Genomic DNA, 22973 nt, shown 5'->3' with positions numbered 1-22973 from the left:
AAAGCCTATTTAAACATTTAACCATGACTACAGAAACACTTTCAGCACCGGTTTATCAAGGTCAGTTTGGGGAATTTACCATTAACCAAAGCGATCGCACTAGCGTGATTATTTACCGTGCTGGGTTAATGGTAGCAGCCCTAACCTTTGCGATCGGTAGCGCCTTAGTCTTATTCTACCACACACCCCAAACCATAGCCGCCCTCACACCCTTATACCTCTGTTTTAGTTTAGCTCTAGGTGTCAGCTTATTAACCATTCACATCTACATGGTAGCACTGCACCGACTCTTACAAATAGTCTGGGCGATCGGCAGTATATCAGCCCTAGTCTTAGCCCTATCTACTAGTCAACCCTTAGCCATCACAGTTTACAACCAACCCCTGACATTATTTGGTATAGGTTTTACCTTCGTCGCCTTAACAGGTATTTTTTTTAAAGAAGCCTTTTGTTTTAACCGTTTGGAAACCAAAGCATTAACTGCCATTATTCCAGTATTATTACTAGGTCATTTGGTAGGAATTTTACCCCCATCTGGGGAACGCGTCTTATTAGCAGCGTGGGCAATTTTGTTAATAATATTTGCACTGCGTAAAGTCTTCCAAGCCATCCCCCCAGACATTGGCGACAAATCAGTATTTGCTCACCTAAAAGCCCAAGCCAAAACTAAACATTAATAGTTACAGCTTTGTGATCCCCCCTATTGCTCCCCACTCAATGTGTGAAAGTCCCAACCTCCAAGACAAACAAAACCCGCTATAAACTCCATATAGCGGGTAAAAACCTAAAATTTAAAAAAAATAGCACCTTATAATCATCAGAAACTTAGCTAAACCATTCTCAAACGGCAACTTAGCTAAACCATTCTAAAACAGCCTCATCCTTAGTATTAGTATTCCGTGATGGAGTCTCACGATTAAACTTCATTTGAATTGACCTTGTTTGCTCACCATCAGCAGCTACAGCCACAATGGGATAGTCAATTAAACCATCTTGGAAAGACATCTGGAAGCGGAACGTACCATCAGGGTTGAGTTTAATTTCACGGTTACCAATAGTCACAGTAGCATCGGGTTCCGTTGCACCGTAAACAATCAACTCCGCATCAGCAACTAACCAGAACTTGCGGGGACGCACCGGTACTGCACCGACAGACATACCTACCCCAGACATACCTACCCCAGACATGGTTAAACCGGACATAGTGGGGACAGCCCACATACCCACACCAGAGGGGAAGACATAGGAACTCAGGGCCTCTTGGGGACCTGCAGAACTAGGTACTTGCTGCATAGAACCGAACAGAGAACCAGCAACCCGTTGAGCTTCAGCAGACTCAGCCAAGCCGAAAATTTCCTCGTATATAGCGTTACTGCTATCTTCCACAGCAGCCACAACTTTCTTCCCAGGGGGGACTAATTCGTAAACAGTTTTACCCCGGAGGTCTTCTTCAAAGTTGACAGTCACAAAAGCGTCCTCAATCCAGTCAGATGGATAAACAGGAGGAATATGTACCCTCGCAGAACGCGCCAATACTAACCAACGACCATCAGCAGTACGGTAACCAATATCTACCACATAATCGCGATCGCTCACTGGAATAGGAATATACCATTCTCTTGCCAGTTCGTCAGCGGGATACTCTTGAATACTGTGAGGACGTTGAAGGTCAAGATCCACATCGCTAACATCGTAGATGCGCAGTGCTAGTTGCTGTCCCCCTTGTTGTCGTAGTTCTGCCTTATGTTCATTGGGAATATCCCAGTAAGCATAAGCCCATTGAGGATCACGGGGTAAAAGTACAATCCGGCTTTCACCATAACCTTGTGGTAGGTCAGCGATTCCTTCATCAACATCAGCTAGAAAACCACCAGTACGATCTTCTTGACCTAATTCAAATTTTGCTGCTTCCACGGTTTCCTGCGCCTCCAGTGAACGACTTGGATTAAGAGATACTTTACTGTGTTGAACTTCCTGAATTGCCGCCAGCAGTTGAGATTTACGCATACGGCTGTAGCGGGAGATACTATATTCACTGGCAACTTTACGTAATTGCCTGAGTGTCATCTCCTCTAAAGGTGGTCGTTCTTTTGCCATAATTGTGGACTCCAGTAGTTTGTAAGGTAAATGACTTACCTGGGTGATATAATTTCTTATAAAGTCAAATCTTATCTGTCCCAGATCAGTTTTTGATTCCCGACTTCTGGTTTTGCCCAGTTGTTAACTTTTTACTTGTTTGAGCTTTTCGATTCCTAGACCATGCCATGATTAGCATTTCTTTGGGATCGGATTGCTTTTTTTTTATTAATTAAATATTAAGCAGTAAACCCCGGTAGGGATCAAGGGGGTTACAGTGGTTCTTTTGCCTGTTCTACGCATTTATCAACTGTTTGGGGATCATATTATCATGAAACCATGACAATCTGCCTAAATCAAGTCTCACTCCCTAGCCCCAATGTCAGGGATTATTGATATTTTTCCCTAACTGAGTAATTTTAATGGCGGGGAGTGATCCCATCTAATCAATCACTGACATACCCTCAATGCGCCACCCATCCCCTTGTCGAATCAAAGAGTATCGCACCCGCAAAGTTTCATCCTTGAAATTTCTGATCTGGCCCAATTGATAGAACTGTGTTACTTCCCTGACCCTAGCCACCACCAAAGCCCGATCGGATTTTTGATCAACATATTCCATATTCACAGTGTGGTGATATGTCCGATGGCGATTCTGTGACCTCTCCTGTTGCACCAGCCCCCGCCATTGAGGAATAATTGCATCTGTTAAAATCAGCGGTAAACCATCCAAGTTGTATTTCGGTCCTAAAGCCTCAGCTTTAGTGGATAGCCAAGTTTGAATCACTTCTTGAGCCATAGCATCAGTCAGAGAACCTGTTGGCGGTTTCAACTCACTAGTGGGGTCAGGGATATCGATTGGTGGTTCATTCAGTTGCACAGACAACTGTCCCCCTGACAAAATCGGCTGGGGGAATAACAAATTTTTCACCAATCCCCATGTCGTGGAAACTAACAACCACATCAGTGAGATACCCACCAAACCACCAAATAGACTCAAAATAAGTCTTTTTTTCACCATCTTAGTGGGAGTCAACCTAGTTTGCCCTTGAGGATAGCCCCTGCGGTTGACAGGTTGACGCGGCTTTCTTCTGCGGCGCTTTTTGACTTGAGGGTGAGACTTAGGAGCACCATGGGGATGATTTTTCACAGATATGGGTCTACCTTCAACAGCAGAAATTTCCCCCACATCAGTGTAGGATTTACCACTACCTGAAACATTACCAGCCCCGGTGTTACCACTCTTTGGGGTGAAGGAAAGATGTTCCTGTCGAGGATGATCTGGGAATTCTAACAAATCTACATGGGGTTTTTGACCTTGGTTAAACTTGAAAGAAACACCACTGGGATGATTACTCTGCCCAGACGGCGGCGAAAAAGACTGACCATTAATCACAGGAGATTGCTCCGTAGTTTCTGCATCACTAGGTAGGGCTTCTAAATAAGCTTGCACCTGTTGATTAGCAAAATAATCTTTGAGGGAGGCTTGTTGATTAGATAAATCTCGAAAGTGGCGGAATACTTCGTCTTTTAACCAATGTTCCGCATATAAACACAGCCCCGGTAACAAGTCCGGCGAGTTGAGGGATTTTTCCCGAATAAAAGCCAGAGCTTCGTATTCTTGACTCAGTTCTAAAACACGGGTAGCCTCTTCCGTCTGACCCAGTAGCAGCGCACATAGGGCTTGTTCTAAATGCACATCTTGACGCTTTCCTAAACGTATCAGCATCTGCTTGGCCTGACGAATTAAAGCCGGTTGACCTTGACTAAATCCCCTGGCTATGAGGGCATAAACCGTTAAGTAAGTCGCCACAGCACAAGGGCGCCTGCTTTCAACTTCAAAGAGGTGATGCTGTTCTACAACCGTTAAATAGTGACGTAATTGCTGAATAAACCGCAAGAAATCATCTACATTCAGACCCGATTGATCATTGCCAGTACCATCAATCCCACCCCGCTCATTTAACACCTCATGCAAAAATGACAAGCCTTGTTGTCGTTGCTCAACCTGGTCTTCAGGTAATGCCAATAATTCTAAAATCCGATAGGGGCGCAATTTATATAAGTCAGCCTGGATTTCCTGCTGCACACTAGAAAATAGCCCTTCACGCTCTAGGATTTGTTGACCAGTTTCTAGAGAAACCGCCGCACTTTCATAGCGACCTTGCTGCCATTGCTCCCGACCCAGTTCTAAACAAGCCAAAGCCACAGTCAGAACAATATCCGGGTACTCAGAACTAGCCAGAAAATCCTCACTTTCAAGATTATGTGCCAGTCTGGCAGATATTACTCTGCTATTGTTGGTAAGGTAATTATTACCTAACTTCAGCACCAGCTCATATTCCCCCAGCTCCTGGAGAATCAATAACGCACCCACTAATTCTTTTTCGGAAATGTCGATTCCCAGACTCTGGAGATCGCTATCAGTCTTCCTATTGGTTGGGGCGCTACCCACGGCAACAGTAGCATTAACATTGCCTTCAGAACCATAGGCATGGGCAAGATAAAGCTGATCATAACTGCTACGTTCTTTCGGATCTGATAAAACCACGTAAGCTTCTTCTATAAGTTGTTTGCGAGCCGAAATTGCTGCTGGGGAATATTCTCGTCGTGGCAATTGGACAATGCGATCGCTGTAAGACTGGCGCAACTGTTCATCACTTGCCGCTAACGGTAATCCCAAAATTCGGTAGTAATCTAGCGGAATTCGCACAGTCTACTTCCCCTGCACCGTGATCAACATCATTTACCTAGACCATTCCAGGTATGTACAACCGTGCCTTGAAACTCCCCAACCTAAAGGTACAGGGATTCTGTAATTTACAGAGTAATAAGTATAAATTAAATGAACAGAATTATAACATAGATAAATCTAGTTTCCCCAAATATAACTACACAGATAAATTTGCCCGGTGATTTTCTCTAAATTGTTTATGGATATGCAGAAACCAAGCTATCCTGATTGATAGCCTATAAACAGGAGTAGGCAGTCAGAAAACTCAGAGGAAAAATCTTCCCACAGCTTGGGTAGAACAATCAAAAATTCACTCATAGTTTCTTACCTATTGCCTGTAAACCTTTTTGGTGCATAAATTTTGGTGGTTGACTTCAGCATATACTAGCTGATCAAAAACAGATATTGTCTCAAACCAAGGCAAATTTCAGTTTTACTATAGGAATACTAAAAAAATAATGGTTCAAGAACGCACATTACCTAAATTTGACACCGCTACTACCAAAATCACCAAAGCAGAAGGGTTACGCTTGTATGAAGACATGGTACTAGGGCGCTCCTTTGAAGACAAATGCGCCGAAATGTACTATAGAGGCAAAATGTTTGGTTTTGTCCACCTATACAACGGTCAAGAAGCCGTTTCCACAGGTGTAATTCAGTCCATGCGACCAGGTGAAGATTTTGTTTCAAGCACCTATCGCGACCACGTTCATGCTCTGAGTGCAGGTGTACCAGCCAGAGAAGTCATGGCGGAGTTATTTGGCAAAGCCACGGGGTGCAGCAAAGGGCGTGGTGGTTCCATGCATATGTTTTCCGCCGAGCATCGCTTACTAGGTGGTTATGCCTTTGTAGCCGAAGGAATTCCCGTAGCGGCAGGGGCAGCATTTCAAACTAAGTACAGGCGCGAAGTTTTAGGAGATCCAAAAGCCGACCAAGTCACAGCTTGCTTTTTTGGCGATGGTGCGGCTAACAATGGTCAGTTTTTTGAGACATTAAATATGGCAGCCCTGTGGAAACTACCGATAATTTTCGTAGTGGAAAACAATAAATGGGCCATAGGGATGTCTCACGAACGAGCTACCTCCCAGCCAGAAATCTACAAAAAAGCCAGTGTATTTAACATGGTAGGGGTGGAAGTAGACGGTATGGACGTGCTAGCAGTGCGCGCCGTGGCTCAAGAAGCTGTAGCCCGCGCCCGCGCTGGTGACGGACCCACATTAATTGAAGCCCTAACCTACCGGTTCCGGGGACATTCCTTAGCAGACCCAGATGAAATGCGCAGCAAAGCTGAAAAGGAATTCTGGTTCTCCCGTGACCCCATTAAGAAGTTCGCAGCCTATCTGACTGAGCAAAACTTAGCAGAGGAGGCCGAACTCAAAGCTATTGATAGCAAAATTCAAGCACTCATCGACGATGCCGTCAAGTTTGCTGAAAACAGCCCCGAACCTCACCCCAGCGAGTTATATCGCTTCGTCTTCGCAGAAGACGAGTAGATTTAATTTACTTGACCTTGGTGTGGGAATGTCTCAGTGGTGAGTACAATTGACTCTCACCACCAAGACCCCAAAACTAAAGATAATTCGCTCCACCATTAAGGACAAAAACCTGTGTTGACTATCACTGTTGAACAGCAACAATACAAGACTTACATCCTCACTGATCAAACTGCTGGCTCTCAAATAGAAGTTGTACCCGAAAGAGGCGGGATCATCACCCGGTGGCGTGTCCACAACCAAGAAATTTTCTATCTGGATAGTGAACGCTTTACCCATCCTGAATTGAGTATCAGAGGCGGAAATCCCATTCTCTTCCCTATCTGTGGAAATTTACCAGACAATATTTATACCTTTAACCAACAGACTTACACCCTCAAACAACATGGTTTTGCTCGTGATTTACCTTGGGAAGTGACCGCTCAAGAAACTTCACATCAAGCTAGCCTGACTCTGGTACTCAAAAGCAATGAACAAACTAAAGCTGTTTATCCTTTTGACTTTCAACTGATTTTTACTTACCAGTTACAGGGCAATACTCTAGAAATTAAACAGCAGTATCAAAACTTGTCATCTACACCCATGCCCTTTTCAGCGGGTTTCCATCCTTACTTTTTGACAAGTGGTGATAAGCATCAGCTACAGTTTCACATCCCCTCCCAGGCATACCAAGACCAAGCTACTAAGGAAATTCACCCGTTTGATGGTAGTTTTGATTTTACCCGTGAAGAAATTGATGTCGGTTTTGGGGGCTTGACTAGCCAATCTGCCACAGTCATAGACCCAGTGCGGAAACTCAAGTTAACTTTAGATTACGATCGCATTTACTCTCGTCTGGTGTTTTGGACAATCAAAGGCAAAGACTTTTACTGTCTAGAACCTTGGACAGCTCCCCGGAATGCCCTGAATACAGGTGAAAATCTGACGGTATTAGCTCCAAAAGCTAGCAGCACCGCCTCTGTGAGGTTAACAGCAAATCTTTTATAAAAATACTTGCTAATCCCAGATGTCCATGTTATGATGACAAAGTTGCAAAACAAAAGGGTCGCTAACTCAACGGTAGAGTACTCGGCTTTTAACCGATTAGTTCCGGGTTCGAATCCCGGGCGACCCACTAGGAAAAATCAGGTAAAATCTCTAAGAGAATGCGATCGCCAACCTGAACAAACAATCATAAAAATATCTCGGTAAGCGGGAAAATCAGCAGCTTTAGCCCTGAGAGTGTCAACTCAACAAGCATAAGGAAAACTTGGCCGTGATCAACTCTATTACCGCTGGAAGGGAAATTCAAGGTTTATAGCATCTAGAGATACTAAAAACCTTAAGCCTGGGTGTAACTTGATGTACAGTAGTATATGGGAAATATAGGGCATCCTGATGGAAGATAGCAGAAAATTTCTCAGAATAAACAACCATCACTAGTTATAATTTCCTATAAGTTGAAAAAAGTATTAAGATTAGCGTAAATATTACGCTTTTCGGAAACCGATTAGCCCAAAAACACATTAGCAAGGAGGAATATATATGGCGCTCGTACCAATGCGGCTGCTTTTAGACCACGCGGCTGAACACGGTTACGGTATTCCTGCGTTTAACGTCAACAACTTGGAGCAGATTCAGGCAATTCTCAAAGCAGCAGCAGAGACAGATAGCCCCGTAATCTTACAAGCTTCTCGTGGTGCTCGTTCTTATGCTGGAGAAAACTTTCTACGTCACCTGATCTTGGCTGCAGTAGAAACCTATCCCGAAATTCCCATTGTCATGCACCAAGATCACGGTAATGCACCCTCTACCTGCTACTCCGCCATCAAGAACGGCTTTACCAGCGTCATGATGGATGGTTCCTTGGAAGCAGACGCTAAAACCCCCGCCAGCTTTGAGTACAACGTCAATACCACTCGTGAAGTAGTGAATGTGGCTCACGCCTTAGGTGTCAGCGTAGAAGGTGAACTAGGTTGCTTAGGTTCCCTAGAAACCGGTGCTGGTGAAGCTGAAGACGGTCACGGTTTTGAAGGTACACTTGACCACTCTCAACTACTAACAGACCCAGACGAAGCAGCGGACTTTGTAGAGCAAACCCAAGTAGATGCTTTGGCTGTAGCCATCGGTACCAGCCACGGTGCTTACAAATTTACCCGCAAACCAACCGGTGAAATCTTGGCAATTAGCCGCATTGAAGAAATTCACCGCCGTTTACCTAACACCCACCTGGTAATGCACGGTTCCTCTTCAGTACCTGAAGATTTAATTGCCTTGATTAACGAGTACGGTGGTGCAATTCCCGAAACCTATGGTGTACCCGTAGAAGAAATTCAAAAGGGTATCAAGAGTGGAGTCCGTAAAGTTAACATTGACACCGACAACCGTCTAGCTATCACCGCCGCAGTTCGTGAAGCACTAGCAAAAGCTCCCAAGGAATTTGACCCCCGTCACTTCCTCAAGCCTTCCATCAAATATATGCAGAAGGTTTGTGCTGACAGATACGAGCAATTTGGTACTGCTGGTAATGCTAGCAAGATTAAGCAAGTTTCTCTCGAAGACTTTGCTGCTAAGTATGCCAAAGGCGAACTGAATATGATTACTAAAGCATCTGCTAAGGTGTAATCTCCCTCAAAATTAACAGGGGTATAACAAAACAATCCCCCTGCAACTCAACTAGAGCATAGCATTGCTATGCTCTTTGAATTTATCCACAACACTTGCCGTCAAATATATAAAATTACGTTATATTTACCTAAAAATTAATTAGTAAAAATCTTATGGCAAGCAACTGGAAAAACTTCAAAAGAGTTGCAATTTTCTTAGGTGCGATCGCCTTAACACAGTTTTGGGGGTCCAACACCTCCGTACATGCTGCGGATACCGTTGTTCTGCGATTTGGCCCCTTTGCAGAATCTATTTCCCTAGAGGAGTTACAAAACACAGCAGATACTGGGAAATTTCCCAGAGGTTTAGAGCTTTACACCGGCAGAATATCTGAAGAACAAAGCCGCTTCTTTGTCAGACTGCTGAGAACGAAAGTACCCATAGATGTGGTGACAGTGAATAGTCTACTCAATACACAAATGGGCATAACAATTCTTAATAATGTCTCCCAGGCTGTAGTCAGAAAAGATGAGGCGGGGGTACAAGCACTCAGAGCAGCATTAGTATTAGGTGCTACTCAACCTCAAGGTCTTTCTGTCATCAATTTTATTGCCGCTTATCCCAGTCAACGCCTAGAAATTGATGTGCTAAAAGCCTTCTATGTAGCGAAACGGTTCCCAAAAGTCAGGCAAATTCCTAACGCTGTGCAAACTAGAGACCGACCAACCTAATATATTGTCTCACCCCGTCAGCCAAGTTTGACAGCTCGTCTTTTGACAAATCCCAGAACTTACGGTAAGTTTCCGCACTAGAAGAGTGCCCGCGGAATTTATCATAATGCTAGATTTGTCACTGATCACCCTCCTGGGGTTACTGGGCAGTTTTGGGCATTGCTTTGGGATGTGTGGCCCTTTAACCGTGGCCTTTTCCCTGTCTCAGCAGCCAAGAACAGGAGCAACAGTTTCCCCCCAACCGACACCAGAAAAAAAAATCCCCAACTCGTGGCGACAACAATTAAAATTTCATTTCCTGTTAAACTTAGGGCGAATGTTAAGCTATGCCCTAGTCGGTGCTGGTATAGGGTCCCTGGGTTCTGTATTACTCCAAGGTGGTCAGTTTGCCGGTGTAGGTAGTGATTTCCGCCGTTGGATGGCAATTATTACCGGCTTAATGCTGATTTGGTTTGGTTTAGGACAAGTAACACCGGATTTACTACCGCGCATCCCCGTATTACATCCGTTACTAAAAAGAAGTTTACATGAGCGTCTGAGTCTAGGGATGCTGCAACTTTCCCATCAAAACAGATGGTGGACACCCATGCTTTTAGGCATGACCTGGGGTTTAATGCCCTGTGGTTTCTTATATGCTGCTCAGATTAAAGCTGCGGAAACAGGAAACTTATGGATGGGTGCAGCAACCATGCTGGCTTTTGGCCTGGGAACCCTACCAACTATGCTAGGTGTGGGTGTCTCCACCTCCTTGGTAAATAAAGACCGACGCAGTCAATTATTTCGCTTAGGCGGCTGGGTAACACTAGCCATTGGCATCCTAACTTTGTTGCGGACTGGCGACACCATGGTAGACTATAGCGGACACGCAGCCTTACTCTGCTTAATCTTGGCACTAATTGCCCGTCCCATTAGCCGCCTATGGGCTTCACCCTTGCGTTACCGTCGCGGTTTGGGGGTAGGTGCTTTTGTCCTGGCCGTGGTACATACCACCCACATGATGGCACATTCATTGCAGTGGCAATTGGCAGCGTTTTGGTTCTTACCGCCAGATTTTCAGTGGGGTATGGCTGCGGGTGCTGTAGCTTTATTATTAATTACCCCCGCCGCCTTCACCAGTTTTGAATCGCTGCAAAAACATTTGGGGAAAGTTTGGCGACAGATTCATCTATTGAGTATACCAGCTTTACTTTTAAGTTCGATTCATGCTGTATTGATTGGTTCCCATTATTTAGGTTCCTTACAGTTAACATGGGGCAATCAATTAGCGGTAATATTACTGGGAATGGTTAACCTCGGCGTGTTATTGGTGCGTTTACCTATGTTTTGGTCAACATTAAATATAGAAAAGTTTTATGTCCCCCCAAGCAAATCCTAGTTACTGGTACGGTAACAAACCAAAAATTATTTATTACTTGTTATTTTTGAGTTGCTTAGTTATATCCATGATCACAGCCCATCCTCTTTTGGCCCATCAAGTGCAAATAGCTGTAGATGTGGGTGCTACCCTCCACATAGAACCAAATGACCATCCTCGAGCGGGGGAACCTAGCCAAGCCTGGTTTGCTTTAACTCGTAAAGGTGGTCAGGTGATTCCCTTAACAGAGTGTGATTGTGAATTATTGATTTATGCTCAACCTCATGTACCCGGAGAACCAGCCCTGATCACACCCGATTTAGAACCTGTGGCGGCTGAACGTTATCAAGGTATTCCCGGTGCCGAAATTATCTTCCCTAAGCCAGGAAGGTATCAGCTACAGCTAACTGGCAAACCTACCACCCAAGGCAATTTTCAACCATTTCAATTTGAGTTTGACGTCACTGTAGCTAGGGGAACAACTATAAATGCAGTCGAACAAACCAAGAATACACCTACTCAAAATGTGGCCCTCACGTCAGGATTAACTATTACTGTCCTGGGACTGGTGATTGTGATCACCGTAGCAATTGCATTTGTCCTACTCTGGGTCAGGTGACCTGGTAGTTCATGCAGCAGTTACCTATGTCGCTTTTGATGCCACTGCCAAGCATGAGTGACAATATCTTGAATAGAGGGGTATTGAGGTTGCCAATTGAGAATTTTCCTGGCTTTTTGGGCACTACCAATCAGAGATGGGGGATCACCGGGGCGGCGATCGCATTCTGCCACTGGTATACTCATACCAGTAACTTCTGCTGCCGCTGCAATCACTTCTCTCACGGAGAAGCCATTACCATTACCCAAGTTAAAAACTTCGCTCTCCCCACCCTCTAAGAGATATTGCAAACCCAAAACATGGGCATCTGCCAAATCATTGACGTGAATATAATCACGAATACAAGTACCATCAGGGGTGGGGTAATCCGTGCCAAAAATAGAAATAGAATTTCTTTTACCCAAAGCTGTGAGCAGCACCAAGGGGATTAAGTGGGTTTCTGGTTGATGATCCTCCCCTAGCAAGCCCCCCGGATGAGCACCAGCCGCATTAAAGTAGCGAAACCGTACTGATTTTAAACCGTAAGCCACATCAAAGTCAGAAAGAATCCGCTCTACCATCAGCTTACTCGCCCCATAGGGGTTAATGGGGTTTTGGGGGTGATTTTCCGGTATGGGGACGATTTCCGGTACTCCATAGGTCGCACAGGTGGAAGAGAAGACAAATTTTTTAATAGATGCAGCCAGCATCGCTTCTAACAGCGTCAAAGTACCTACAACGTTATTACGGTAATATTTAGCCGGGTCAGTCACAGACTCACCTACGTAAGCATAGGCAGAAAAGTGCATGACAGCGGCGATATTACGAGTTTTAAATAAGGCATCCAACAAAGGGCGATCGCCTGTATCACCGACTATCAGTTCTACCTGCAAAACCTTTTCCACCAAATCTTGATGGCCATAAACCAGATTATCAAGTACGAGAACTTCATAACCCGCCTGCTTGAGAGCCAATACAGTATGAGAACCAATATATCCAGCTCCCCCCGTTACTAAAATGCTCGGCTTTGCAGAAGACATAGTTTTTCCTTGGGAATTGACAACCATTTAATTAACTTAGTTTACCAGTGCCACATGACCGATCCGAAAAATGAAAAAATTATTGCACTAAAATCACTACAAAGTCCCAGGCGTGATGTATTTGCTCTCAAGTCATAGTGAGATTACAATTTGACGATGAAATACATCTTCTGTTGTCAGTGAATCTCTAGACTGATAACTTCAGTTACTTATGGGGTAAACTCCTATTTGACACTGGCTCACAGCACCAAAAAAATTGAGAGTTAATCTATGTTTCTATTACTAAGCCGAGTACTGCTATGGCTGCTGATTGGCACTGTTGGATACTCTTTGTTTCAGAGATTTTATCCTTCCGGAACCTTTGTCGGGAGATTAGTTTTAGTCGTTGTTCTGATTGTGATCGCGTTGTCGTTTATTAATCCCAACGAACCGGCTGTAGCATCTTTGTGGAGGGTAGTATCATTTCCCCTCAAGCCCTTGGGAGCTTCTGTTTTACTGATGATATTTGCCGCTCAGAAGATTAAGGGGGGCGCGATAGAAAAACCAGGCGGTTATTTACTCGGTTGGTCACTGACAATTTTACTGTTGGCAAGTACACCAGCGATCGCTTACTTTTTAGTCAGGATACCCATAGCAACACTGGGAAATACCAACTTAGCAAATCAAGAAATTATTCAGGATTATAGAGTAATTTCATCGATCAGACCCGAGAGTAATTCTGTAGAGGCTCTGGTAGCATTGGCACCCGCAACTGCTCCCCCGATCATTTCTGATGTCATGGGTAAACAACCAGGTTATACAAATGTAGCCTTGAATTCTTTAGGTGTGAAAATTCCACCTTACCTGGTCCAAACTCCTACACAAACAACTCGCGGGTTGCGAATTGACGACTTTGTACCTAGTGCGGAAACCCTGCAACTGACAACCCAAGTATGGGAAAGTTATCTCAACCAGATTTACTTTTTCTTACGTGGTGACCAAGCACCTAGGTAAAGCTGAGAGTGCAACAACAGAAATCACCGAATCATGAACCACAGATATTGGATCATATTTATCTGTCGGCATCTGTGGTTTAATCGGAAAATTATGGACTTGCTGCTTGATTGGCTTCTCTATTCGCTAAAGTAGGATAGGGCAGATTGCTGAAATTCCGATATTTAAAGGATTTATCAGCAGTTGATCCTCAGGATAATTAAGTTGCAATATCCCTGGAATGGCAGAATCTCAACGACTGGCTAAAATCGGTGCTTATCTACGTCCCCATTGGCGGGAAACTACTTTAGGCATTCTCGCTTTATTATCTGTCAATGGGCTGGGTGTTTATATTCCCTGGTTGATTCGTTCAGCCGTTGACCAACTTTCGGCTAGCTTTAATTTCAACCAATTATTATATTATTATGTCGTCCCAATTATCCTGCTCGCTTCCGCCATGTGGCTCATCCGTATGGCTTCGCGGATTTGGCTGTTTGGGGTGGGACGACAGGTAGAATTTGACTTAAAACAACGCATTTTTGAACACTTACTCAAGCTGGAACCAGCTTATTTTGCCACTAATACTGCTGGAGATTTAATTAATCGAGCCACCAGTGATGTGGACAATGTCAGGAGGTTGGTGGGTTTTGCTGTACTGAGTTTAGCAAATACTGTGTTTGCCTATGCTCTCACCCTACCAGTAATGTTAGCAATCAGTGTCAATCTGACACTGGCTTCTTTGGCTGTATATCCCTTCATGTTCTGGTTAGTGCATCTATTTAGCAATCGCCTCCGTAAGGAGCAGGCTGTAGTGCAAGAAGAACTATCCGACATCAGTGAACTGATTCAGGAGGATATTAGCGGTATTGCTCTGATTAAAATCTACGCCCAGGAAGAGAATGAGCGTCGAGGGTTTGCTCAAAAGAATCAGCAGCTATTGGCGGCTAACCTACAACTGGCTAAAAGTCGCAATATATTATTTCCTTTAATTGGTGGTTTAGCTAATCTCAGTTCTTTAGTGATCATCTGGTTGGGAAGCTTACAAATTTCTGCGCAGACTTTAGCTGTCGGAGATTTTTTAGCTCTGTTGATTTATGTAGAACGTTTAGTTTTTCCCACAGCTTTATTAGGTTTTACGATTACCGCTTATCAACGTGGTGAAGTCAGCATTGACCGCCTGGAGTCTATTCTGTCAGTAACACCAAAAATTCAAGATCCACCCGATATTGTACACTTGCCCCAGAATGAGATTAAAGGAGAAATCACAGGTATTAATCTCAGCTATACCTACCCCGGTGCAAGTAGTGCAGCTTTAAATAATCTCAGTTTTACTATTTTTCCTGGGGAAACATTGGCCATTGTGGGAGCAATTGGTTCTGGTAAATCAACTTTAGCTAATGCGTTACCACGGTTGTTAGATATTGCACCGGGACAATTGTTTCTTGACCATGTGGATATTACTCAGATATCATTGGCAGACCTACGTCAGGCGATCGCCTATGTTCCTCAAGATAGTTTTTTGTTTAGCACCACAATTAAGAATAATATCCGCTACGGTGACCCACTCAGTGAGTTACAAGATATAGAATCTGTTGCTAAAATGGCTCAAATTGACGCCGAAATTAGGAATTTTCCCCAGGAATATGAAACCATTGTAGGGGAGCGGGGTATAACTCTTTCTGGTGGTCAGCGACAACGTACAGCTTTAGCTAGGGCGATGTTGGTAGAGGCTCCAATCTTAATTTTAGATGATGCCCTCTCCAGCGTAGATAATCAAACTGCTACAAAAATTCTCCGTAACCTTACTGTTGAGGGAAGACGCAGAACCATAATTTTCATCACTCATCAGCTATCGGCAGCAGCAACGGCTGACCGGATTTTTGTGATGGATAAGGGGGAAATTGTCCAAATAGGCAATCACTCAGAACTGTTGCAAACAGAAGGTCTGTACAAAAAACTGTGGCATCAGCATCAAATAGAAGAGTTACTACATTGAAAAATCAACAGAGACATTCTGTCTCTGTTGTGGATTTTAACTACTCAAAGCCTTCAAAAACCGTTGTAAACTCTTAAACACACTCGGCTTTTTCACCGGTGCACCATCGTTAGATGTTTGTGGTTGTCCGGGGATGACAATCATATCCAACTCATCACCCGTTGGTTTTTTGGGTAATTCCGCCACTTTTTCATACTCGCCATTTGTTTCTACCCAGACCTGCCACAGTTCAGGATAGCAGCGAAATACAGCAGTAGTATCATCCACAGGACGCAGATAGTAACAAGATTCAATGGTGCTAATAAAACGCTGGCGGGTTTGTCTAGCTGCATAACCAATACCCACAACCCCAGAATCTTCTAGGCGGGGATTTAACATCACAAAAGGGCGATCGCCTATATCTTGGCATAACTTTTCCAGTTGGGGAACTTCTACAGAGGAGGGGGAAATAAATAAGAAAATTTCATCTTCTGCTTGAATTTTCGATTTGAGGGAGGCCGCCCTACCTGTACCGATATCCACAATTTTAAATGGTGTATCCTGCCAATCACGGTTAGCTAGGGCTGCAGCACCAGCATCGGCAAAGAAAACTTTCAGACGGGAATCATATTTGGCAAACACCGGCAAAAATTCAGCCGCCACGGGCATCAGTTTTAGTTCTGGGAACAGAAAATCAACTTGTAAGCGAGTGTAGCCGTCTGCAAGGGCGGCGGCTGTGGCTATACGAGATTGCGCGATCGCTTCTTCAAGACTTTTGGGAAGTTCAGCCATAGTTTATAGATGAATCTAGCTTCTACTTCTATTGTTTGGTATCTTTTTGGCAACAGCAACACCAGATTTTTTATTTACTGAGTAAATTAATGAGTAAATAATGACTTCCGATAATACAGTATTCATATTTTCATCTAAAAAATACATTGGCATTCTGAATGTAATCCGATAGAATTAATACATAATAAATAAATTAGTTTCAAAAAAAGCCAACCAGCTAAATTATGTGATTTTAGTGCTATTAAAAGTTAAAAACAGCACCAAGCAAATGCTTTTGAAAGTGTAAATACAGGGTGCAACTATATGGATCTATTGGAGTACCAAGTTAAAGAATGGTTCGGGAAAATAGGCATTCCCGTATTGCCTTCCCAAAGAATTGACCATCCTACAGATTTGAAAAGGTTAAAAATTCCCTACCCGATTGTACTGAAGTCTCAAGTATACACAGGGGAAAGGGCTAAAGCTGGAGGGGTAAGATTTGTAGAAACAACAATTGACGCGATCGCAGCGGCACAAACTATATTTAATTCGCCAATTTGGGGTGAGTTACCAGAAGTTATACTAGGAGAATGCCAGTATATAGCAGAAAAAGAATTCTATCTAGCAGTAGTTTTAGATACTGCAGTTTGCCGACCAGTGCTTTTAGGCGGCACAGAAGCGGATATTGACTGGGAATCCCCAGGGCAAAAAATGCATCACGTTGTGGTGGAACAGGAATTTTCTCCCTTCTATGCGCGGCGACTGGCGTTAAAAATGGGTTTACGAGGTAAATTAATCCAGTCTGTCAGCGCGGTGGTTGACAAAATGTACCAGTTATTTATCCAAAAAGATTTGGATCTGGTGGAAATTAGCCCCTTGGCTGTCAGCGCTTCCGGTGAAGTGATGGCTCTAAATGGTAAAGTCAGCATCAATAAACGGGCCATTGGCCGCCATCCAGACTTGGGGGAAATAGCCGTAAACACAGCTAACCGTCATAGTAGGAGTACCATCAACCCTCAGTTAGGTGATTGGGATGGTTTACAACTCCATGGTAAAATCGGCATTTTGGCTAATGGTACTGGTTCCATGATGGCTACCTTGGATTTAGTCACTAGTGCAGGTGGTAAACCTGGTAGTTGTCTGAATCTGCGCCATGCTTTGATTACAGATGTTTCCCCCACAACTTTCAGCGATCGCCTGGCTAAAGGTTTGAATATTTTAGCTGCTGACAAAAGTGTTCAAGTTATACTAATAAACCTCATCGGTGGGATAACCGAGATCAAGGAAGTGGCCCGAATCATCAGCAATTTTGTACAGCAGGAAAAACATGAGGTGAAATCAACAACTGGAACTTGTAGTAGCAGAACCCCCCGAGGTGAACATTTTCCGTCTTTGGTTGTCCGCATTGCGGGATCTGAGTTCGCCGAGGCGAAACAATTGTTAGGGGGATTAAATACTAAACCTGATGCTCTGATAGTACTGGAAAATTTAGATGAGGCAGTGGCAGCATCTGTGAGTTTGACCAGAGGATAATTGCTCAAGCTACTAATAATGTTTTATGAACTTAACACCAGATAGCAAGGTATTAATTCAGGGCTTTTCTGAGTTGATTTCAGCAAATCATATTGCTCAAATGCAAGCTTACGGTACAAATTTGGTTGCAGGTGTCAATCCCGGATGTGGTGGACAGCAATTCTACAATCTGCCGATCTTCGACTTAGTAGAGGAGGTAGTAGAGGAATTCGGCGTAATTGATACAGCGATTATATGCGTACATCCGTACCAAGTTTTAGATGCAGCATTAGAAGCGATCGCCTCTCATATCAGTCAGATTATCATCATTTCAGGTGGGGTGCCACCTTTGGATATGGTGCAATTACTGCGTCAGTCAGAAGCAGGTGAAACCTTAATAGTAGGTCCCAACAGTCCGGGAATTATTGTACCGGGGAAAATCCTTTTGGGTACTCAACCTAGTGAATTATATAGACCAGGAGCGGTTGGTATCGTTAGCCGCAGCAGTACCCTCACATACGAGGTTGCTTGGGAACTAACTAAAGCTGGTTTAGGGCAATCCATTAGTGTCAGTATTGGTAGTGATGCGATCGTCGGTTCATCCTTTCTGCAATGGCTGCAAATTCTCGATGAAGATGAAACTACACAAGCGATCGTTTTAGTCGGTCAACCAGGTGGTGATAGTGAAGAAGCAGCAGCAAAGTATATTGCTGAAGCCATTGATAAACCAGTCATTGCTTACATTGCAGGTAGACACGCACCAAGACCAAAAAATTGGCGACAAACTGGAACTTTGGCGACGGTGATTGGACGTGAACCTAATTTTGGCACAGCACAAAGTAAATTAGCTGCTTTTGAAGCCGCAAAAGTGACTGTTGCTGAACGTCTTTCTCTGATTCCAGAATTGGTGCAAAAGGCGATCAAGTCTTGAGTTACAGCCAATAGAAGCCAATCCCACCCCCTTCTACATATTGTCTTGGTATTCTGCTAACAGGTGGGGGATGTAATCATATCCATCTACACCAATAATCGCCATCATTTTAGGGCGATGTTGCTTTAGTAGCTCTTGGAAAGCTTCCCCTCCAATTTGTCCCTGTAAAATTGTCAGTAAACCAGCTATTTGTCGCCATTCACTAGAAGCAATTTGCTTTAATAGATACATTCCTAAGCTACCAGTATAAATAGCTTTTTCTGAGTTTTGTAAGTTATAATAAGCTTCAGATAAGTAAGCTAAATTCCGACCTTGGAGATATAAATCTCCAGCAACTTGGGCTGTATTAAACCCATTTTCTAAATAGGGAATTGCCGCGGATGATTGACCGATAACTAAATAGGCAATACCTAAGCTACTAAAACATAGAGCTTTACTTTGAATATCGCCTAATTGTTCTGATAACTTTAACCCTTGTTCTAAATAATTAATAGCTGTTTCATAAACCTCTGTTTCTACTTGTTCTAGCTGTTGCGCCTCCATAACTTGGCTGTAACCTAAATTTACCAGCGCATTGGCTTGTGCTGTCCTTTCCCCTCCTTGGCGACTGAGCATTAATGCTCTTTGACTGTAGTTAATGGCCTGAGCATAATTTTTCTGTTGTACATAGGTACGACTCAGGTGGTTGAGATTGGCGAGTTCACAGGGGAGGTCACCGGCGTTTCTAGCGATCTCCAGTGCTTGCTGGTGAAACGCAATAGAACGCTGATATTGTCCTAAAGCCCGTTGTGAATAGCCTAAAAGGGTAAGAATTCTAGCTTTTTGCTGATTTCCCTCTACTCGTCGCAGTGGTTCATCCAGATAATCCAAAGCATCCCGTAAGTAACCACCAGAAAAAGAGGCAAAAATGCCACCATACAGGGGAAAATAGGGACGCTGGGCAAAGTTGCGCAGGTTCTGGAGCATAACTTGAGAGCAGCCATGACTGTACATGGGTTGATGATCAAAACCAGTTGCTAACTGGCTCCAAATGACTGCAAAGGTTAAGAATGTAGAAATGGACAACTTTGATCCTGCTTGGACGTTGTAAGCCTGTTGGTCGAACCAGTTAACTAAACCTCGTTGCAGGTATTGTAAAATTAATCCTAGTTCTACCCAGTCACTCAGGCTGATACTGCCTTGCTGTTGTGCAAATTCCCAGACAGATTGTTCCCTGGCTAGGGCGCGAAACAGTGCTTGACATACATTACTATTAACCTGCTTTGCCCAAGTTGCCCAAGGGCCAGTTTCTGTGGGAACGCCACCAAAACCTAATTGTTGATTGCTTTCATACATCCAGCTGACTAAGTGTTCTTGCAGTCGTTCCCAATTAGCTAAACCGCGGGTAATTCCCTGGGAGATTTCCTGTAAGTCGGTATCTACTTGAGCAAATTGTTGTAACCCACTGGCTAACTGCTTTGTTGACTGTATATTTAGTGGTTGCTTTTGATTGGGGTCGATAACACGTAAAAAAATCGTCAGACGTTCATCTGTAGCGGCCGTGGTAATTTCTTTAATTGCGCTGGCGATCGCTTCTGTGGTTTGATAGTGCTGGGAATATCTTTGCCATTGAGTTTGAATAGTTTTCACCGCTCTCAATTTGCGGTTGGCTTTGGCTTTTTTCAGTTCATCTGTTTGGGTATCCACTTGGCTTTGAATGCTAGTGAGGCGATCGCTCAACACCAGTTCAAATATTTCTCCTGTTCCCGCCTTAATTTTATTTTGCAATATTTGATACACCATTTCTACAGAGCTAATTTTGCCCTGGAGGGTAGATTCCACAATTTCATCAATTAAAGCGAGATAGCTATCGCGTATTGGCACAGATTCAGACACTTTAGCTCCTGGGAAAGGTAAACCCCTATTCTAACAAAATCGCCATCAATCCCCAGGGGTCACCAACTGGGCGGCAGAATTAAAGAACTGACGATATAATCCTCTGGTGACTAAAATACTTGTCAGCAAGTTAGCCATGGCCACCATAAAGATAATTACAATTTCGTAGTATACAGCGTCAAGGGGACTAATTCCGGCGATTAACTGTCCCGTGGTGATTCCCGGAATAGCCACCATACCCATGAGCATCATTTGATTGAGAGTTGGTAAAAATGCGCTTCTAATGGCTTGTTTCCGGTATTGGCTAACTGCTTGCTGGGGAGTTGCACCTAAGCTCAAGTGTGTTTCTATTTCTACAGACTGTGAATTCATGGTACTTACAAGACGTTCCCCGGCGATCGCCGCTGCATTCATAGCATTACCTAATACTATCCCTGCTAGAGGAATTACATAACGGGGTTCATACCATCTGTCTGGTTGAATAATCAAGAAGTTAGTATAAATAACCGTCAAAGCTGTACTAATTAAAATTGCGCCCCATACCAAAGGTAAAACCTGGGGAATTTTCACACTGATGCGATTTCTGGCCACCATAGCTGTAATAGTTAAGATTACTGCTAAAATCGCCAAAACTCCCCAAACGTTATCCAAAGCAAAGATGAAGTCTAAAACGTATCCTAATACTAGTAGTTGTAAGATAGTTCTGCCGGTAGCCATAGCTAAGTTTAACTCTAGTCCTAACCTTTCCCAGGTAGATAAACCGATAGCTATGGCCATGAATCCCACCGCAATCACTAAATCAACCAAATCCAGCTTAATTAAATCCTGCATAAGTTATTCATCTCCCACAGACTGACTGCTTAACAATGGTATTCTCAACCATACAATAATTACAGTAAAAACCCACCTTTGATGGGTATCCGTGGCGACATCTTGAGTAAGTTGTTTAATAAAAATAAACGAGCCTCAAAATTGGCTGTTCCAGTGCATCCTTTGTATTTTCACAGCAAATGAAAACTTATGATCCAGAGCGTAAATTCCGTCCCTGCCTTTGATATTCAGCACCAATACGCTACTATTGCAGCAGAAGTGAGTGCGGCGGTTTTAGAAGTTTTAACTTCTGGGCGTTATATTGGTGGCCCTGTAGTAGAAAGCTTTGAGCAACAGTTTGCCGCCTATCATGGGACTAATCATTGTATAGCTTGTAACTCAGGTACTGATGCTCTCTATTTAGCTTTACGAGCTCTGGAAATTGGTACAGGTGATGAAGTGATTACCACACCCTTTACCTTTGTGGCCACGGCTGAAGTTATTAGCGCGGTGGGTGCGACACCAATTTTTGTGGATATTGACAGTAATACTTTAAATATTGATTTGCAGCAAGTAGCCGCAGCCATTACACCTCAAACCAAAGCCATTATCCCGGTGCACTTATTTGGTCAACCGGTAGATATGACAGCACTTATGGCCATCGCTAAGTCTCACAATTTAGCAGTGATTGAAGATTGCGCTCAAGCCACAGGTGCAACCTGGGATAATCAAAAAGTTGGTAGCATAGGAGATATTGGCTGCTTTAGTTTCTACCCTACTAAGAATCTCGGGGGTTGCGGTGACGGTGGAGCCATTACTACCAATGATCCTCAACTAGCAGCAAAATTACGGATACTCAAAGAACATGGGCAGAAAAATCGCTATTACTACGAAGAAATTGGCATAAATAGTCGCTTAGATAGTCTGCAAGCGGCTATTTTGCAAATTAAACTCCGTTATCTTGATACTTGGAATCACCAACGACGAGCGATCGCCGCTTATTACCAGCAGTTTCTCAGTCAAATTCCAGATATTATTGTCCCCCAAGAACTATCCGGGGGGCTGAGTGTATGGAATCAGTATACTATTCGCATTTCCAGCACTGAGGGAATAATGCGCCCCAACTACCGAGACTGGGTACGGAGTCAACTCCAAGAACGGGGGGTAAATTCCATGGTTTATTATCCCCATCCTTTACATTTACAGCCAGTATATCAATATCTAGGCTATCAGCCGGGACAATTACCAGTAGCTGAGTTAGTTTGTAATCAGGTGTTATCTTTGCCCATGTTCCCAGAACTGACACAGTTACAGCAAGACCAGGTGATTTATGCTCTGAAAGACAGCTTGGGGTAGAGAAGTATTACCCAGGGGGAGGGAGACAAAAAACTGTCCCATCCCCAAAATAATTAACAGTAATGGAAAAAGTCCCAGATAGCGAACTTCTTAAATAAGTCCGCTATCTATGGTTTCGATTCGATTCATGTCCCCAGCCAGTGGGGACAATGCAGGATT

At 43.7% G+C, this 22973-nt stretch carries 18 protein-coding genes and 1 tRNA gene; 13 read left to right on the top strand and 6 right to left on the bottom strand.

Annotation, left to right across the window (positions count from 1 at the left end):
- The first annotated feature begins 23 nt into the window (after positions 1-23).
- Positions 24-677, top strand: a complete 654-nt coding sequence (locus tag IM676_RS11180) for a DUF2301 domain-containing membrane protein (protein ID WP_200986988.1) — start codon at positions 24-26, stop codon at positions 675-677.
- A 175-nt stretch (positions 678-852) separates the two neighbouring features.
- Here IM676_RS11180 and IM676_RS11175 read toward each other — a convergent pair whose 3' ends face one another.
- Both IM676_RS11175 and IM676_RS11170 read right to left on the bottom strand, forming a co-directional pair.
- Complete coding sequence (locus tag IM676_RS11175; protein ID WP_200986987.1) at positions 853-2097, bottom strand: DUF4912 domain-containing protein; 1245 nt, start codon at positions 2095-2097, stop codon at positions 853-855.
- Positions 2098-2518: 421 nt separating this feature from the next.
- Positions 2519-4789, bottom strand: coding sequence for an IMS domain-containing protein (locus IM676_RS11170; protein ID WP_200986986.1), 2271 nt, complete (start codon positions 4787-4789; stop codon positions 2519-2521).
- 479 nt (positions 4790-5268) lie between these two features.
- Here IM676_RS11170 and pdhA point away from each other — a divergent pair, with 479 nt between their 5' ends.
- The 7 genes from pdhA to IM676_RS11135 all read left to right on the top strand — a co-directional run bounded on the left by pdhA (position 5269) and on the right by IM676_RS11135 (position 11593).
- Positions 5269-6303, top strand: a complete 1035-nt coding sequence (pdhA, locus tag IM676_RS11165; protein ID WP_200986985.1) for a pyruvate dehydrogenase (acetyl-transferring) E1 component subunit alpha — start codon at positions 5269-5271, stop codon at positions 6301-6303.
- A 114-nt stretch (positions 6304-6417) separates the two neighbouring features.
- Positions 6418-7290: an aldose epimerase family protein gene (locus IM676_RS11160; protein WP_200986984.1), complete on the top strand. Its 873-nt coding sequence runs from the start codon at positions 6418-6420 to the stop codon at positions 7288-7290.
- A 55-nt stretch (positions 7291-7345) separates the two neighbouring features.
- A tRNA-Lys gene (locus tag IM676_RS11155) sits at positions 7346-7417 on the top strand.
- A gap of 410 nt (positions 7418-7827) precedes the next feature.
- The gene (fba, locus tag IM676_RS11150; RefSeq protein WP_200986983.1) at positions 7828-8907 is read left to right on the top strand and encodes a class II fructose-bisphosphate aldolase; all 1080 of its coding nucleotides are present in this window, start codon (positions 7828-7830) and stop codon (positions 8905-8907) included.
- A 155-nt stretch (positions 8908-9062) separates the two neighbouring features.
- Positions 9063-9620 (top strand): alpha/beta hydrolase, encoded by a 558-nt coding sequence (locus IM676_RS11145; protein ID WP_200986982.1) that lies wholly within the window; start codon positions 9063-9065, stop codon positions 9618-9620.
- A 106-nt stretch (positions 9621-9726) separates the two neighbouring features.
- Positions 9727-10995: an urease accessory protein UreH domain-containing protein gene (locus IM676_RS11140; protein WP_200986981.1), complete on the top strand. Its 1269-nt coding sequence runs from the start codon at positions 9727-9729 to the stop codon at positions 10993-10995.
- A complete protein-coding gene (locus IM676_RS11135) occupies positions 10973-11593 on the top strand; it encodes a hypothetical protein (protein WP_200986980.1) in 621 nt (206 codons plus the stop codon). Before IM676_RS11140 ends, IM676_RS11135 begins: the two co-directional genes overlap by 23 nt.
- A 20-nt stretch (positions 11594-11613) precedes the next feature.
- On the opposite strand, the gene galE is transcribed toward IM676_RS11135, so the two are convergent.
- Positions 11614-12612: a UDP-glucose 4-epimerase GalE gene (gene galE / locus IM676_RS11130; protein WP_200986979.1), complete on the bottom strand. Its 999-nt coding sequence runs from the start codon at positions 12610-12612 to the stop codon at positions 11614-11616.
- Between the two features lie 270 nt (positions 12613-12882).
- Between galE and IM676_RS11125 the strand changes: the two genes are divergently transcribed.
- On the top strand, positions 12883-13605 hold the full coding sequence (locus tag IM676_RS11125) for a hypothetical protein (RefSeq protein ID WP_200986978.1): 723 nt from the start codon (positions 12883-12885) through the stop codon (positions 13603-13605).
- A gap of 220 nt (positions 13606-13825) precedes the next feature.
- Positions 13826-15580 (top strand): ABC transporter ATP-binding protein, encoded by a 1755-nt coding sequence (locus IM676_RS11120; protein WP_200986977.1) that lies wholly within the window; start codon positions 13826-13828, stop codon positions 15578-15580.
- A 36-nt stretch (positions 15581-15616) separates the two neighbouring features.
- On the opposite strand, the gene IM676_RS11115 is transcribed toward IM676_RS11120, so the two are convergent.
- Complete coding sequence (locus IM676_RS11115) at positions 15617-16351, bottom strand: DUF1995 family protein (protein WP_200986976.1); 735 nt, start codon at positions 16349-16351, stop codon at positions 15617-15619.
- 303 nt (positions 16352-16654) lie between these two features.
- Between IM676_RS11115 and IM676_RS11110 the strand changes: the two genes are divergently transcribed.
- A complete protein-coding gene (locus IM676_RS11110; RefSeq protein ID WP_200986975.1) occupies positions 16655-17863 on the top strand; it encodes a succinate--CoA ligase subunit beta in 1209 nt (402 codons plus the stop codon).
- Positions 17864-17888: 25 nt separating this feature from the next.
- Entirely contained in the window at positions 17889-18773 is an 885-nt protein-coding gene (locus IM676_RS11105; RefSeq protein ID WP_200986974.1) for a succinate--CoA ligase subunit alpha, read from the top strand.
- A 33-nt stretch (positions 18774-18806) separates the two neighbouring features.
- On the opposite strand, the gene IM676_RS11100 is transcribed toward IM676_RS11105, so the two are convergent.
- A complete protein-coding gene (locus tag IM676_RS11100) occupies positions 18807-20648 on the bottom strand; it encodes a tetratricopeptide repeat protein (RefSeq protein ID WP_200986973.1) in 1842 nt (613 codons plus the stop codon).
- 45 nt (positions 20649-20693) lie between these two features.
- The gene (locus tag IM676_RS11095) at positions 20694-21479 is read right to left on the bottom strand and encodes an ABC transporter permease (protein ID WP_200986972.1); all 786 of its coding nucleotides are present in this window, start codon (positions 21477-21479) and stop codon (positions 20694-20696) included.
- A 189-nt stretch (positions 21480-21668) separates the two neighbouring features.
- On the opposite strand from IM676_RS11095, the gene IM676_RS11090 reads away from it, so the two are divergent.
- The gene (locus IM676_RS11090) at positions 21669-22814 is read left to right on the top strand and encodes a DegT/DnrJ/EryC1/StrS family aminotransferase (RefSeq protein ID WP_200986971.1); all 1146 of its coding nucleotides are present in this window, start codon (positions 21669-21671) and stop codon (positions 22812-22814) included.
- Positions 22815-22973: the final 159 nt, after the last annotated feature.

This window comes from Anabaenopsis elenkinii CCIBt3563 (assembly GCF_015245355.1).
GTDB classification, from domain to species: Bacteria; Cyanobacteriota; Cyanobacteriia; order Cyanobacteriales; family Nostocaceae; genus Anabaenopsis; species Anabaenopsis elenkinii.
Note: the sequence above shows the minus strand (reverse complement) of the source record. Positions and strands in the feature narration are given on the sequence as shown.